The 14196-nt window shown below is 78.3% G+C and carries 7 protein-coding genes; 2 read left to right on the top strand and 5 right to left on the bottom strand.

What is annotated here, in order from left to right; all coding sequences use genetic code 11:
* The first annotated feature begins 18 nt into the window (after positions 1 to 18).
* Together ADEH_RS23390 and ADEH_RS01240 are read left to right on the top strand one after the other, a co-directional pair.
* On the top strand, positions 19 to 597 hold the full coding sequence (locus ADEH_RS23390) for a TfoX/Sxy family protein (protein WP_011419300.1): 579 nt from the start codon (positions 19 to 21) through the stop codon (positions 595 to 597).
* A gap of 9 nt (positions 598 to 606) precedes the next feature.
* Positions 607 to 1218 carry a DUF4230 domain-containing protein gene (locus ADEH_RS01240; RefSeq protein WP_011419299.1) on the top strand — a complete coding sequence of 204 codons (612 nt, stop codon included), beginning with the start codon at positions 607 to 609 and terminating at the stop codon, positions 1216 to 1218.
* A gap of 370 nt (positions 1219 to 1588) precedes the next feature.
* Here the strand turns inward: ADEH_RS01240 and ADEH_RS01235 are convergent, their stop codons facing one another.
* The 5 genes from ADEH_RS01235 to ADEH_RS01215 all read right to left on the bottom strand — a co-directional run bounded on the left by ADEH_RS01235 (position 1589) and on the right by ADEH_RS01215 (position 14130).
* Positions 1589 to 5308, bottom strand: coding sequence for a DUF3857 domain-containing protein (locus tag ADEH_RS01235; RefSeq protein ID WP_011419298.1), 3720 nt, complete (start codon positions 5306 to 5308; stop codon positions 1589 to 1591).
* On the bottom strand, positions 5305 to 9075 hold the full coding sequence (locus ADEH_RS01230) for a DUF3857 domain-containing protein (protein ID WP_011419297.1): 3771 nt from the start codon (positions 9073 to 9075) through the stop codon (positions 5305 to 5307). The genes ADEH_RS01235 and ADEH_RS01230 overlap by 4 nt, the downstream gene beginning before the upstream one ends.
* 62 nt (positions 9076 to 9137) lie before the next feature.
* Entirely contained in the window at positions 9138 to 9824 is a 687-nt protein-coding gene (locus ADEH_RS01225) for a ComF family protein (RefSeq protein WP_011419296.1), read from the bottom strand.
* A gap of 72 nt (positions 9825 to 9896) precedes the next feature.
* A complete protein-coding gene (gpmI, locus tag ADEH_RS01220) occupies positions 9897 to 11447 on the bottom strand; it encodes a 2,3-bisphosphoglycerate-independent phosphoglycerate mutase (protein WP_011419295.1) in 1551 nt (516 codons plus the stop codon).
* A gap of 124 nt (positions 11448 to 11571) precedes the next feature.
* Positions 11572 to 14130, bottom strand: coding sequence for a S8 family serine peptidase (locus ADEH_RS01215; protein WP_011419294.1), 2559 nt, complete (start codon positions 14128 to 14130; stop codon positions 11572 to 11574).
* Positions 14131 to 14196: the final 66 nt, after the last annotated feature.

Here is a 14196-nt window from a genome sequence, read left to right as displayed (position 1 = left end):
ACCGGGAGGCGCGCCGACATGCCCATCTCACCTTCGTTCGTGGAACACGCCGTGGACCTGCTCGCCGCGCTCGGGCCCGTCCAGGCGCGCCGGATGTTCGGCGGCGTCGGCCTGTACTGCGACGGCGTGATGTTCGGGCTGCTCGACGGCGACGAGCTGTTCCTCAAGACGGACGGCGAGACGCGCCCGTGGTTCCTCGAGGCGGGCTGCCGGATGTGGATCTACCCCGGCATGTACGAGACCAGCTACTACCGGCCGCCCGACGACGCGCACGAGGACGCCGAGGCGATGCTGCCGTGGGCGCGGCTCGCGCTCGACGCGGCGATCCGCGCGCAGGCCGCGCGGGCCGCGAAGGCGCGCGCGCCGCGCGGGGCCGGCGCGAAGGCCCGGCCGGCCCGCCGCGCGAAGCGCGCGAAGCCGGGGAAGGCAGCGAAGGGAACGGCGAAGGCCGCGAAGACGAAGCGTCCCGCGGCCTCGAAGCGCACCCGGGCCAGCGTGGGCGCGCGCCGCACGAAGCGCACCGCCGCCCACACCCGGCGTCCCCGGACGAGGCCGGCGAAGCGCGGCCGCGCACGGCCGGCGCGGCCGCCGCGGTAGCATCGCGGGATGCGCCGGCTCCTCGCACTCCTCGTCCTCGGCCTCGCGGCCGGCGCCGGCCTCGGCCTAGCGCTCCGGCTCGGCCGCGCCCCCGCCCTGCCCGACCCGCCCGCCGTGGCCACCCGCATCCGCGAGGTGGCGCGGCTCGAGGCGCTCGACGTGACGCTCTACAAGAAGGTCGCGTTCTCGCCGGAGCCGGTCGAGGCGGGCTCGCTGTGGGGCGACGTGGCCGGCTGGCTGCGCCACGTGTTCCGCACGCCGCACGGCAAGGCCATCGTGTTCGCCGACGCGCACCTCGGGCTCGACCTCGCCCGGCTCGACGCCTCGCGCGTGCGGGTGAGCGGGCGCACCGTGGAGATCGCGCTGCCGCCGCTCGAGGTCCGCATCGCGCTGCGGCCGGGGGAGACCGAGGTGATCGGCTCGAACCTCGACTCCGCCGAGACCGCACGCCTCCTCGAGCTGGCCCGGGCCGCGTTCGAGCGCGAGGTGCAGGCGGACGCGGCGCTCCGCGCCCGCGCGCGATCCTCGGCGGAGCGGGCCATCCGCGGGCTGCTGCTCGGCCTCGGGTTCGCCGAGGTCCGCTTCGTGGACGCGCTGCCGGCCGCGGCCCCGACCAGCTGAGCGGGGCTCGCGGCGGGACCGCCGGTCGAGGCCAGGCCAGGGAAGATGCCCGGAGGGCGCCCGCCCGGGGAAAGCGGGCGCCCTCCGGTCGTGCTCAGGCCCAGGTCACGCTCCGCCGCGGCTCGCTGCACGTCGGGGGGGCGACGGCGCGGTGGCGGGCGCGGAACGCGGGCTCGCGAGGTGGACGGTTCCGGCGACGAGCGGGGGGAGCTGTCGCCGGGCGTTCCTCGGGAGATGGACCCGATGAGGCACGCCCGCTGACATTGCAGCGCGCGTGCCGCAGGCGCGCCGCGGATCCGCGCGAGATCACGCAGCCCGCGCGGTCGCCGCCCCAGGGTGGATCCCGACCCCGGGTATTCACGGGCGCGGGTCAGCGCGCGAGGAGCAGCGGCCGCTCCTGCGCCTGGTCCACCGCGGCCGCGAACGCGGCCAGCTCGGCATGGTGCTCCGGCGCGATGCGTCCGCGGCGCAGCTCCAGGCGCTCGTCGCGGACGAGCGTTCCCCCGTCCACCCGCTCCGTGCGCGTGAAGCTGCCCGACGGCGACGACGCGGTGCGGGGCGCGTCGGCGGTCACGCCGAGGCCGCGCGGCGGCACCACCTCGATCCGCTGCACCTGCCGCTCGGGCGTGGCCAGCAGGAGCGGCGTCTGGCGGGAGGCGACGCGCACCAGGCGCGCGCCGAGCCGCGCCGGGAAGAGCGGCTGGTCCAGGACCAGCCCGCCCTCCACCGCCCGGGCCAGCTCCGGCACCCGCGCCTTCCAGCGGATCTCGAGCGGCGCCGCGGGATCGTCCTCGCCCGCGAACGCGACGTCGGTCACGGTCACGCCGCGCAGCACCCGCCCCAGCATCCCCTCCACCGCCTGGCGGCGCTGCGAGGCGTCGAGGCGCTCGAGCGCGGCCTTCAGCTCCGCGCCCCCGTACCCGAGGTAGCGATCGGTTCCGCTCGCCTCGGCGGAGCCGTCGGCCGCGAGCACGAGGCGCGCGGTGGTCTCCCGGCCCTCCTCCACGAGCGGGCTCTCCGGCGTCCGGTCCACCTCCGGCGCCTCGCCCGCCTCGGGAAGGACGAGCGCCTCGCACCCGGCCAGCACCGCCGGGAACGCGCCGAACGGCGCGTGGCGGGCGGTGGGATCGAGCCAGAACGTCGCGCCGCCCGCGCGCACGCGGAGCAGCGGCGCGGCGTAGAGGCCGAGCGCCGGGAACCGGTAGGGCGCCGGGTCGGCGCTGTACGGCCGCACCAGCGCGACGCGCGACTCGATGCCGAGCTCGGCGAGCACCGCCTTCAGCACCGCCAGCCGGCTGCCCCGGCCGCGCGACAGCGCCACGCTCGCGTCCTCGCCCATGCCGCCGCCCGAGCCGAGCACCGCCTGCGCCACGCGGGCGTAGGCGGCGCGCGCCAGCTGGGCCGGCCCGCCGCCGCCGGCCGCGATCTCGCGCGCGAACGCGCGGAGCTCGGCGGTGGCGCGGGTGCGCTCCGGCAGCGCGTCGGCGACGGCGCGCTGCAGCGCCGCGCGCCCGCCCCCGGTCCCCACCGACAGGAACGGCAGGTACTCGGCGCCGCCGGGCGCGTCCGGCTCCGGGACGATCGCGGGCACGTCGCGCCGCTCGGCCCGGAGCACCTCGCGCCCGCCGTCCCGCACCGGCGCGGGCGCCGGCATGCCGTGCGCGTCGGCCTCGAGGCCGAGGCCCGCCGGCGCGCGCACCACGTAGAGCGACCGGAACAGCCGGCTGCCGGGCACCTGGAAGTAGAAGGGATCGGCGGCGTAGCCCTCCAGCCCGGGCGGCGACTGCACCGCGCGGACGTAGTCGAGCTCCACGTAGTCGCCGGGCGCGAGGCCGGCGAGCGAGACCGAGCCCTTGGCGCTCCCCGCCCGCTCCGGCTCCAGCGTGGTCCCGTCGGGCTTGACGGTGCGGAGCGCGAGCACGTCCGCGCCGGCGGGCACGGTGACCTCGCCGAACTGCTCCACGCCCTGCTGGTCGAGCACGTGGACGATCTGCTGCGTGCGCTCGGTGGCGGCGCCGCCCGGGTGGACGTCCACGTAGGCGGCGTCGAGCACCATCACGGTGGACGCGCCGTTGCGCCGGCCGGCGGCCTCGTAGGCGCGGATGGCCGCGCGCGGGTCCGCCGCCACGTCGGCGAGCACCTCGGTCCCGTCCTCCAGGGCGAGCGCGCGCCGGAGCTGCAGGTCGGCCGGGTCGAGCGCCAGCGCCCGCTCGCGCGCGGCGCGGGCGCCGGGCGCGTCCCCGGACAGCTCGCGCGCGTCGGCGAGCCGCCGCTGCACGCGCGCGTCGCGCGGCCAGATCGCGGCGATGGCCTCCAGCGCCGCGGTCGCGCGGCGGGTCTCGCCGGCGGCGACGAGCGCGTCGGCGCGGGTCAGGCCCGGCTCGACCGCCCAGGGCCGGGCGCGCACCACCGGGTCGAGCGCGGCGCGCTCCGCCACCGGGTCGCCCCGGCGGCGCAGGTGGGCCGCCAGGCGCTCGCGGCCGCCGCGGCAGCGCGAGAGCACCGCCATGGCCTCGTCCTCGCGGGCGGCGGCGCCGCGCCGGACCGCCAGCTCGTACGCGAGATCGGCCGCGTCGCAGCTCCCCGCCGAGCGGAGCGCCTCCGCGGCCAGCCCCTCGGCGCGCTCCAGCAGCCCGCGGGCCTGCGCCGCGCGCGCCCGGGCGGCGATCCCGGCGGGCCGCGCGGCCGGCTCCGGGGCGAGGCCGGCCAGCACCGCCTCGGCGTCGTCGTGGCGCTCGGCGCCGCGCAGGAGCGCCGCCAGCTCCGCGCGCGCCTCGGCGTCGCCCGGGTCGAGGCGCAGCGCCTCCCGCAGGTCGGCCTCGGCGCGCGCCCGCGCCACCTGCTCGTCGAGCGTGGGGTCGTCGGCGGTCGCGTCCGCGCGCGCCGCGCGGAGCGCCGCCGCCTCGGGCCGCAGGGCCAGCGCCTCGGCGAGGAGCACCTTGGCCGCCTCGCGGTCGTTCACCAGGGCGTCGCGCGCCGCCAGCAGGCGCGCGGTGGCCGCCCCGACGTCCGGCTCGAGCGCGAGCGCCAGCGCCCGCGGGGTCAGCGCCGGCTCGGCGCGGGGCCGCGCCACCGGCGGCGCGGGCGGCGGGCCCGGCGGCGGCGCCGCGAAGCGGGCGTCGGAGGCGGCCCCGTCGGCGCGCGCGAAGGCGAGGTGGATCCCGGTGCTCGGCGCGCCGCGGGTCACCTCCAGCACCACCCGGTGCCGGCCGCGCGCGAGCTCCACCGGCAGGTGCACCAGCCCCGGGAGCCAGGCCGCGAACGCGCGCCGCTCGTGCACCAGCGCGCCGTCCACGACCAGGCGGGCCGAGAGCTGCGTCCCGAGCGTCACGAGGTAGCGGCCGCCGCGGGCCAGGTCCACGTCGGTGGCGAGCGCGAACAGGTCGCCGGCCGCCGGCTCGCCGTCGAGCGCGACGGTGCCGTCGGGCGCGGGGAGCGCGCGGGTCGGGACCGCGGGCCCGCCGGCGCGGCCCGGCACCGACGCGGGCAGCTCGCCGCGATCGGGCGGGATGGGCGCGCCGAAGTCGAGCGCGTGGTGCGCCGCGAACGGCCCCGCGATGGACCAGGCCGAGACCGCGCCGTTCTCGCGGCGGGCCTGGGCGGCGGCGTCGTGATCGCCGAGCACCTCGGCCGCGGTCACCCGCGCCACCCGCGCCCGGTAGGCGGCGAGCCCGTGCAGCCGGCCGCCCGCCCCGAGCCGCAGGACGCCCGCGTCCACCTGGGCCGCCAGCGCCGGCCCCCGCTCGGCCAGCTCGGAGAGCCGCCGCAGCGCGACCAGGGCGATGGGCTCGTCCGGCCCGGCCTCCACGGTCGCGAGCAGCCGCTGCGCCTCCGCCTCGCCGTCGAGCGCGCGCCGCGCGAGCAGCGACGCGCCGAACCGCGCCCAGGGGTCCCGGACCCGCGAGGCCGGGCCGAGCCGCGCCTCGGCGCGGGCGACGTCGTTCTGCTCCAGCGCGGCCAGGCCCTCGCGCGTGGCGCGCCCGGGCTCGGCCTGCTCGGCGCGCGGGGCGGCGCAGGCGAGCGCGAGCGCCGCCAGCGCGGCGGCGACCCCCGGGATCCGCGGCGGCCCTCGGCGCGCGGCGCGGCTCATCGGGCGGCCTCCTGGGCGGGGACGATGCGCACCTTGCGCGCGAAGGCGCGGTCGATGCGCCCGGTCAGCTCGCGGAACGCGGGGTAGTCGCGGGCCGGGATGCGCCCCTTCTCCAGCCGCACGCGGGCCTCGGCGACCAGCGCCGCGCCGTCGCGGCGGTAGCGCACGTCGAAGCTGGCGTAGGGGGTCCTGGCGGCGTCGCCGTCGGGCAGCTCGGCGATCCGCCAGCCGGCCGGCAGCGTGTACCGGTAGGTGAACACCGTCTCGGTGGGGCTGCCCAGGTCGAGGTCGTGCCAGCGCGAGGAGAGCGCGGCCCAGCTCTCGCCCCAGCCGCGCGTGGCGCCGAACGGGGAGAAGCGCAGGCCCGCGCCGTCGGGCCGGGCGAAGCGGGGGATCTCCAGCGCGAACTGCATGGTGACGTCGTCCTCGAGGCGGGTGAGATCGGAGGCCGTCACCGAGGCGACGCGCACGCCGGGGAAGCTGCGGTTGAAGGTCTGCTCCAGCTGGGCGCGCCGCTGCTCCTCCACCAGGTAGGCGCGGCGGTAGGTCGGCGCCTCCGCGCCGCTCACGCGCCAGGCGCCGCGGACCGAGGCCGCACCGTCCGCGGCGATCGCCACGTCGAAGCGGGTCTCGCCGCGGTTCTGCTCGGGGAGCGCCTCCGGCACGGTGGCGAAGCGCGGCTTGCCGTCCGGATTCACCACCAGCACCGTGGCGCCACGGTCCTCGCCGGGCAGGTCGCCCGAGCCGGAGTAGGCGGCGGTGCCGTCCAGCCACAGGTCGAGCGCGGGCACGTACACGATGGCGTGGTTGAACACGGCGAGGGAGGCCGGCGCCTCGGGGAGCCGGCCCAGCCGCCGCATGCGCAGCAGCACCAGGCGCGCGTCGATCCCGATCGACTCCAGCATGGCGCGCAGCAGGCTCGCCTTGTCCTTGCAGTCGCCGAAGCGGCGCTGCAGCACCTGGTCCACCCGGTACGGCTTGTAGCCGTGGATGCCGAACTCCAGCCCCACGTAGCGGGTCTGCGAGACCACGAAGTCGTAGACGGCGCGGGTGAGCGCGCGCTGCGTCTCGAGGTCCCAGCCGCCGGGCGGCGGCAGCGTGCTCGCCGCGGCCTGCGCCCGCGCCACGCGCGTGCCGTCGCCGCGCCGGGCGCGCAGCACCTCGGCCGCGATCCGCTCCGCCTCGGCGCGCACCTCGGGGGTGGGGCGCACCGCGTCCTTCACCAGCCCCCAGTAGAAGCGGGCCACCTGGTCCCAGCTCGCGTACGTGGAGACGTGCACGTGGCGCGACACCTCGCTCCAGCCCGGCATGCCCGGCTCGGGCACGACGCGGGGCAGGTCGCGCGCGGACCAGCGGTGCTCCACCACGTCTCCCGGGAGCGCGCGCTGCGCGTGCGCGATCCCGGCCGGCGCGTTCGCGTGGATGGCGCGCGCCGCCGGGACGAGCAGCACGTAGTCGAAGCGCGCCTTGCGGGTGGTGTCGTCCACGAACGTGAGGTCGCCGAAGTAGTCGGAGAGCAGGTTCTCCCCGGCGACGTCCTCGAGCCGCCAGGCCACCTCCAGCACGTCGCCGGGCGCGAGCGCCGGGAACGACAGCGTGCGGGCGGTGAGGTCGTAGTAGAGCCGGTACCAGGGCTCGCTCGCGCTCCGCTCGGACTCGTCGTGCGCCTCGATCACCGTCCCGTCCGGCTTCAGGATGCGCGCGCGCTCCACGCGCACCTCCTGCCGGTCCGGCGCCCAGGACACGGTCTGCCGGCGCGCCTGGTCGGCGCCGCGGGGCGTCAGCACCTTCACCACCGACTGCGTGTACGTGGAGGAGAGCCCCGAGGGCAGCACGCGGGTGACCTTCAGCTCGCCCAGCACCAGGGCGTCCTCGTCCGGCTCCGCCGCGGGGGCGGCCGCGGCCAGCTCGCGCGCGTCGAGCAGGTACGGCCGCTCGAACGGCTCGCGCGCCGGCTCGAGGCTGCGCACCAGCAGCTTCAGCTCCGGGCTCTGCGGCCGGAGCTCGAGCGCGCGCTGCAGGTCGGCCTGCGCGTCCTTCACCCGGCCCTGCGAGAGCCGCGCGCGGCCGCGCCGCTCCCAGGCGTCCGGCTCGTCCGGCGCGAGCGCGAGCGCCGCGGCGTAGGCGCGCTCCGCCTCCTCGCCGCGGCCGCTCGCCGCGAGCAGGTCGGCGAGCCGCAGCCGCTGGTACACGTCGGAGGGGTCGAGCCGCAGCGCCTCCTCGAGCAGCGCCTGCGCGCCGGCCACGTCGCCGCGGTCGGCCAGGATCTGCGCCAGCGCGGCGCGCGTCTGCGCGTCGTCGAACCGGAGCGCCACCAGCGTGCGGCTGCGCGCCGCCGCCTCCTCGGTGCGCCCGAGGCGCCGCGCGGACCGCGCCGCGGCCCGCACCGCGGAGGGCACGGTGGCGAACGCCGCCGCGGTCGCCTCCGCGAGCAGCGCGCCGCGCGCCTCCAGGCCGGCGCGGGAGAGCGCGTCGGCGAGCTCCACCCGCGGCGCCGCCCAGCCCGGCGCGGCCCGCACCGCCCGCTCCAGCAGCCGGGCCGCCGCCTGCGGCCGGCCCTGGTCCAGCTCCTCCTGTCCGAGCGCCCGCAGCGCCCTCGGGTCCTCCGGCGCCGCCGCGAGCGCGGCCTCGATGCGCTGCCGCCGGCGCCCGTGGTCCTCGTCGAGCGCCGCCGCCTCGAGCTGCGCGTCCGCCCAGCCGGGCGCGAGCAGCGCGGCGCGCCGCGCCTCGGCCGCCGCCCGCCGCTCCTGCACGTCGCCGCCCTGCCGCGCCGCCAGCACCCGCGCCAGCTCGAGCCGGGCCTCCGCCTCGGCGCGCGCGCCGCGGGCCGCCTTCGCGCGCTGTTCGAGCGCGCCCACCGCGGGCGCGATCGGCGCCGCGGGCCCGGGGGCGGGGACCTCCCGCAGCGCGGCGCCCCGCGGATCGGCCGCTGCGAGCTCCAGCCCCTCGCCGCGCGCGTCGGCGAGCCGGAGGTAGAACCCCATGCGGCCGTCCTGGTGGCAGAGCTTCACCAGGATCCGGTTCGCGCCGCGCCGGAGCGTCACCACCACGCCGCGCTGATCGAGCCGGGCCGGGTGGTAGTCCGCGTCGGTGAGCACGGCCGCGCCGTTCACCCACACCCGCGCCGCGCCGCTCGCGCCGAGCCAGAGCCGGGCCTCGAGCTCGCGGGGCGCCTCGACCTCGGCGAGCGCGTACGCCACCACCTCGCGCGCCGGGCGGAGCGCCGCGCCCAGGTGCACGAAGCCGTCCACCACCGCGTCCTCCGGCAGCGCGCGCCAGGCCACCTCGCGCGCCTTTCCCGGGTGGCGGGCGGCGAGGTCGATGGCCTTCTCGGGCGGGAACGCCTCGGCGAGGCCGCGCTTCCCCTCGTCGTCGAACGGCCCGATCACCCGCCAGCGCTCGACGAACCCCAGCCGGCGCAGGCTGGCCGCCTCCTTCTGCAGGTTGCCCCGGGCGCGCTCCACCTCGGCGAGCCGGAAGCGCGCCAGCGCGCGGACCTCCGGGTGCGCCTCGCGATCGTCGGCGGCGCGCGCGTAGGCGGCGGCGACGTGGGCGAGCTCGGGCAGGTCGTCGGCGAGCGCGTCCAGCTCGGCGAGCGCGGCGAGGCCGCGGGGGCCGCGCCGCTCGCGGTCGAGCGCCGCCACGGCCGCGGCGGCCCGCTCCGCGTCCGGGTCGAGGCCGGTGGGCGGCGGGAGCGGGGACGGCGCGCGGGCGGACCCCGTCGAGGCGAGGCAGAGCGCGAGCAGGGCGGCGGGGCGTGCGAGCATGCGAGGAGCGAGTGTAACCCCGGTTCCCCCGCCGGTCCGCAGCTTCCCGGGCCGGGGTCGCCTCACTCCGCCCGGGCCAGCGCGACCACCGTCACCGAGCGGGCGCCCGCCGCCCGGAGCGCGCGCGCCGCCGCGTCGGCGGTCGCGCCGGTGGTGACGACGTCGTCCACCAGCACGAGGTCGCGGCCGGCCACCGCCGGGCCGGCCAGGAACGCGCCCGCCACGTTGCGGGCGCGCTCGGCCCGGCCCAGGCCGACCTGCGGCGACGTCTCGCGGGCGCGGCGGAGCGCCCCGCGCAGCCGCCGGCCCCGGGCACCCGCGGCGCGGGCGAGCGCGTCGGCGAGCAGCGCCGCCTGGTCGTAGCCGCGATCGACGCGGCGGGCCCGGCCGAGCGGGACCGACACCACCGCGGCGCCGGGCGGGAGCGGGACGCGCGCCGCGAGCCAGGCGCCGAGCGGCCGCGCGAGGTCGGGCCGGCCGCCGTACTTCAGCGCGTGGACCGCGTCGGCGAGCGGGCCGCCGAACAGCCCGCCGGCGCGGACCGCGTCGAAGGCGGGCGGGGCGGCCAGGCACGCGCCGCAGGCCGGCCCCGCGCCCGGCGCGCCGCAGCGTGCGCAGCCCGGCGGGACCGGCTCGAGCGCGCCGGCGCACACCTCGCAGAACGGCTCCTCGGCCACTGGCTCGCCGCAGGCGGCGCAGCGGGGCGGGTAGACGAGGTCGAGCAGGGCGCGGACGGCGGCGCGGAGCATCCGAGGTTCTCTCCGGGTGAAGACGGCGGGCGCGCGCCGGCGCCGCCCGGCCGGGCCGGACGGCGCGGAGCGCTAGCGGATCACGAGGCCGAGGCCCTTCATCTCCTTCGGCTGCGGCAGCCCCATCACCTGGAGCGCGGTGGGCGCCACGTCGGCGAGCACGCCCTTCTCGCGGAGCTTCGCGCCGCGGAAGTCCGGGTCGGCCAGGATGAACGGCACCGGGTTGAGCGTGTGCGCGGTGTGCGGCTGGCCGGTCACCGGGTCGGTCATCATCTCGCAGTTGCCGTGGTCGGCGGTGACGAGCATGGCCATGCCCTGCTTGCGGGCCGCCTGCCAGAGCCGGCCCACGCACTCGTCCACCACCCGCACCGCCTTCACCGCGGCGTCGAGCAGGCCGGTGTGGCCGACCATGTCCGGGTTCGCGTAGTTGACGAGCGCGAAGCCGTACTGGCCGGTGCCGAGCGCCTGGACCAGCTTGTCGGTGACCTCGCGCGCGCTCATCTCCGGCTTCTCGTCGTACGTCTTCACGTCGCGCGGGCTCGGCACGAGGATGCGATCCTCGTTCTGGAAGACGGTCTCGCGCCCGCCGTTGAAGAAGAACGTCACGTGCGCGTACTTCTCGGTCTCGGCGGTGCGCAGCTGCCGCAGCCCGGCGCGCGCCACGATCTCCGGGAAGATCTCGGTGAGGTCCTGGGGCGCGTACGCGACCGGCAGCGTGAACGTCTCGTCGTACTGGGTCATGCACACGTACGCCGAGAGCCGGGGCACCGCCTTGCGCTCGAAGTCGTGGAAGCCGTCCTGCGTGAACGCGCGGGTGATCTCGCGGGCGCGGTCGGCGCGGAAGTTGAAGAACAGGATCGCGTCGCCGTCGCGGATGGAGCCGACCGGCTTCCCGTCGCCGTTCACGACCACCGTCGGCTTCACGAACTCGTCGGTCTCGCCGCGCGCGTAGGCGGCCTCCATCGCGGCGGCGCCGGACGCGGCCTTGAAGCCCTCGCCCGAGACCATGGCCGCGTACGCCTGCGCCACCCGGTCCCAACGCTTGTCGCGGTCCATGGCCCAGTAGCGACCGGTCACGGTCGCCACCTTGCCGTAGCCCGCGGCGGCGATCCGCCGCTCCACCGCGGCGAGGTAGTCGAGGCCGGACTTGGGCGGCGTGTCGCGGCCGTCCATGAACGCGTGGACGTACGTGCGCGCCACGCCCTCCCGGCGGGCCAGCTCGAGGCAGGCGTGCAGGTGCTCGACGTGGCTGTGGACGCCGCCGTCGGAGACCAGGCCGAGCAGGTGCAGCGCGCCGCCGGCCTCGCGCGCCCGGCGGCAGGCGAGCAGCAGCGCGTCGTTCTTGTAGAAGCTGCCGTCCTCGACGGCGCGGTTGATGCGGACCAGGTCCTGGTAGACGATCCGGCCGGCGCCGAGGTTGGTGTGGCCGACCTCGGAGTTGCCCATCTGCCCCTCGGGCAGGCCGACCGACAGGCCGCTCGTCTCCAGGGCGGCGTGCGGGAACTCGCGCTGGAGCGCGTCCATGTTCGGGGTTCCGGCGATCGCGATCGCGTTCGCCTCGCGCGCTGCGCGGATCCCCCAGCCGTCGAGGACGACGAGGAGGACGGGCTTCGTCTTCGGCACGGGCACCTCTCCGGCTGGGTGAGACCAGAGATGTTAGGCATCCGGCCGCTTCGCCTCAAGGAACATCGGCCCGGGCGGCGCCGGAGGCAACGCCGCCCGGCCCGGGGAACGCGTCCGGCTGCCGCTAGCGCAGCCCCGCCACGCCCTTCGACGCCGGCTGCCGCGCGAAGCCCGGCGCGCGCCCCGGCGTCCCCGCGGCCGCGCCGACCGGCGCGACGGCCGGGTCGAACGCGACGCTGAAGTCGAGGTCGGAGCGCGGCCCGCTCGCGCCGAGCGGCGTCAGGACCCCCAGCGTCGGCCAGGCGCCGCAGGCCTCGCCCGCGTCGCAGATGTAGCCGTCGTCGTTCATGTCGCTCCCGGCCACGAGGTAGTACGTGCCGGCCGACACGCCGTCGAAGCGGAACGCGTAGCTGCCGCCCGAGGCGGCGCCGGCCCACTGCTTCACGAGCTCCGGGCCGTTCACGCCGTCGCGGACGAGCAGCGCGTACAGGAAGCCGGCGTCCCCGGCCGCCGCGGCGGCGCCCACCTGCAGCGTCACCGGGATGATCACCGGCGCGCCCACCGACGGCGTGAAGGTGATCCGGGCGGTGTAGCGGCCGTCGGCGAGGCCGGTCCGATCCACCGTGGCGGTGTACGCGCCGAGGCCGCTCGCGTCCACGCCGGGCGCGGCGACCGTGAGCCAGGCGGCGTCGTCCGAGACCGAGGTGACCGTGAGCGCGCCCTCGCCGACCCTCGCCGCCTGCAGCTGGAGGACCGTGTCGGCGGACGCGAAGTCGAGTCGCCCCGGGGTGACGGAGAGCGAGGGCGGCAGCGCGGCGCCGCAGGACTGGACCGCCTTCAGCGCGTCCACCAGCCCCCAGCCGAAGGTGTCGTCGCGACCGGGCGTCCCCAGGTCGCGGGTGAGCAGCCCGGCCTGGAGGCGCGCGTCCACGCCGTCCGGCGTGAGGCCGGGGCAGGCCGACTTCATGAGTGCCATCACGCCCGCCACGTGCGGCGCGGCCATGGAGGTGCCCTGGTAGAAGGCGTAGATGGGCTCGCGGGTGCCGGTGGTGTCCTTCACCAGCGTGGAGAGCACGCCGTCGGCGTAGCCGTTGCCGTCGAGGTCCACCGCGGTGTTGCCGCCCGGCGCGGCGAGATCCACGGTGCTGCCGGTGTTCGAGTACGGCGCCTTCGCGCCCTTCATGTCCACCGCGCTCACCGACAGCACGCCGGCGTACGCGGCCGGGTAGCCGGGCGCCGACGACGCCTCGTTGCCCGCGGCGGCGACCACGATGACGCCCGCGTTGCGCGCGGACGTGTAGACCGCCTGCTCGGTGGAGGAGAAGCAGCCCTGGCACCCGAGGCTCAGGTTGATCACCGCGGCGCGGGTGGCCGGGACCGTCCCGGAGTCGTTCGCGAGGCCGGCCGCGTAGCGCACCGCCTGCATGATGTCGTAGGAGGTCCCGCCGCCGACGCCGAGGGCGCGGAGCGGCATCACCCGGGCGCCGGGCGCGACGCCCACCACGCCGCTGTCGTTCAGGGCGGCGGCGACCGTACCGGCCACGTGCGTGCCGTGCCAGGAGCTGCCCCCGAGGGTGGCCGCGTCGCCCGGGTCGTCGGGGTTCGGGTCGATCCCGTTGCCGTCGTTCGCCATGGCGGGATCGCGGATGAAGTCGTAGCCGGTGACGAGCTGGCCGGAGAGATCGGGGTGGGCGAGGAACACGCCGGTGTCCACCACCGCCACCACCACGCCGGGATCGCCGGTCTCGAGGTCCCAGGCCTGCGGCAGCGAGATGAGCGGGTAGTGCCACTGGTACTTGTAGTACGTGTCGGTCGGGACCAGCGCCGGCTGGAACAGGAAGTTGGGATCGGCGCTCTCCACGTCCGCCCGGCGGCGCAGCGCGGCGATGGCGCGGAGCGTGTCCCACTTCTCGGCCATCACCGGGTCGGCGCCGGCGCCCAGCGCGCCGGGCGCGAGCGGCTCGACGCCGAGCGCGGCGAGCGCCCGGGCGCGGCCCTCGGGGCCGGACATGGAGAGCAGCGCGGCGCGGCCGCGGGCGCCCGCCAGCGCGGTGAGCCCGAGCGCGGCGGCGCGCCGCGGGAGGTCGCCGGCCGCGGCCACCTCGAGCGCGTCGTCGCGGAAGCGGACCACCAGCTCGCCGGGGACGAACGGCAGCGCCAGGTGCGGGGCCGAGCCGGCGCCCGCCCCGGCGCCGTTCACGCCCAGGGTGAGCGCGTAGTTGGAGCTGCCCGCGGCGGCGGTGACCCGCACGTAGTGCTGGCCGGCCGCCGCGACGGGGATGACCTGGTTCGCGCCGCCGATCGCGCAGCTCACGACGCTCACGCCGTCGGAGGCGAGCAGGCAGAGCTCGAGCGAGGCCGCGGCGTCGGCCACGTCCAGCACCACCGTCTGGCCCGCCTCCAGCGTGGCCTTGTACCAGTCCTGGGAATCCGTGCCCGCGCTGGCGTACCCGCCCAGCGTGGTCACCGGCGCGAGCTGCTGCGCCTGTGCGGCCGAGTCGTTCGGCGTGCGCGGCGCGCCCGGATCGGCGACGTCGCCGTCCACGTCCTGCCCCGCGGTGGCCGCGATGTGGCCGGACAGCGTGAAGGTGGTGGGCAGCGGCTGCGAGTCGCCACCGCCGCCGCCGCAGGCGAGGACGGCGAGGAACGTTGCGAGCGCGGCGGGCGTGCGGAGGCGCGTCATGTGGGCTCCCGAGGTGGTCGGCTGGTTTTCGCAGCGCGGAGGGGCGGCGCGCAAGCCCACCCCCCG

It is taken from the genome of Anaeromyxobacter dehalogenans 2CP-C, from assembly GCF_000013385.1.
GTDB classification, from domain to species: domain Bacteria; phylum Myxococcota; class Myxococcia; order Myxococcales; family Anaeromyxobacteraceae; genus Anaeromyxobacter; species Anaeromyxobacter dehalogenans_B.
The sequence above is the reverse complement of the archived record's forward strand: the minus strand, read 5'-3'. Positions and strand labels throughout refer to the sequence as shown.

What these genes read in the sequence shown, in the direction of transcription:
- ADEH_RS23390 (WP_011419300.1), top strand. Translation starts at nt 19, where the DNA reads ATGCCCATCTCACCTTCGTTCGTGGAACACGCCGTGGACCTGCTCGCC.
- ADEH_RS01240 (WP_011419299.1), top strand. Translation starts at nt 607, where the DNA reads ATGCGCCGGCTCCTCGCACTCCTCGTCCTCGGCCTCGCGGCCGGCGCC.
- ADEH_RS01235 (WP_011419298.1), bottom strand. Translation starts at nt 5,308, where the DNA reads ATGAGCCGCGCCGCGCGCCGAGGGCCGCCGCGGATCCCGGGGGTCGCC.
- ADEH_RS01230 (WP_011419297.1), bottom strand. Translation starts at nt 9,075, where the DNA reads ATGCTCGCACGCCCCGCCGCCCTGCTCGCGCTCTGCCTCGCCTCGACG.
- ADEH_RS01225 (WP_011419296.1), bottom strand. Translation starts at nt 9,824, where the DNA reads ATGCTCCGCGCCGCCGTCCGCGCCCTGCTCGACCTCGTCTACCCGCCC.
- ADEH_RS01215 (WP_011419294.1), bottom strand. Translation starts at nt 14,130, where the DNA reads ATGACGCGCCTCCGCACGCCCGCCGCGCTCGCAACGTTCCTCGCCGTC.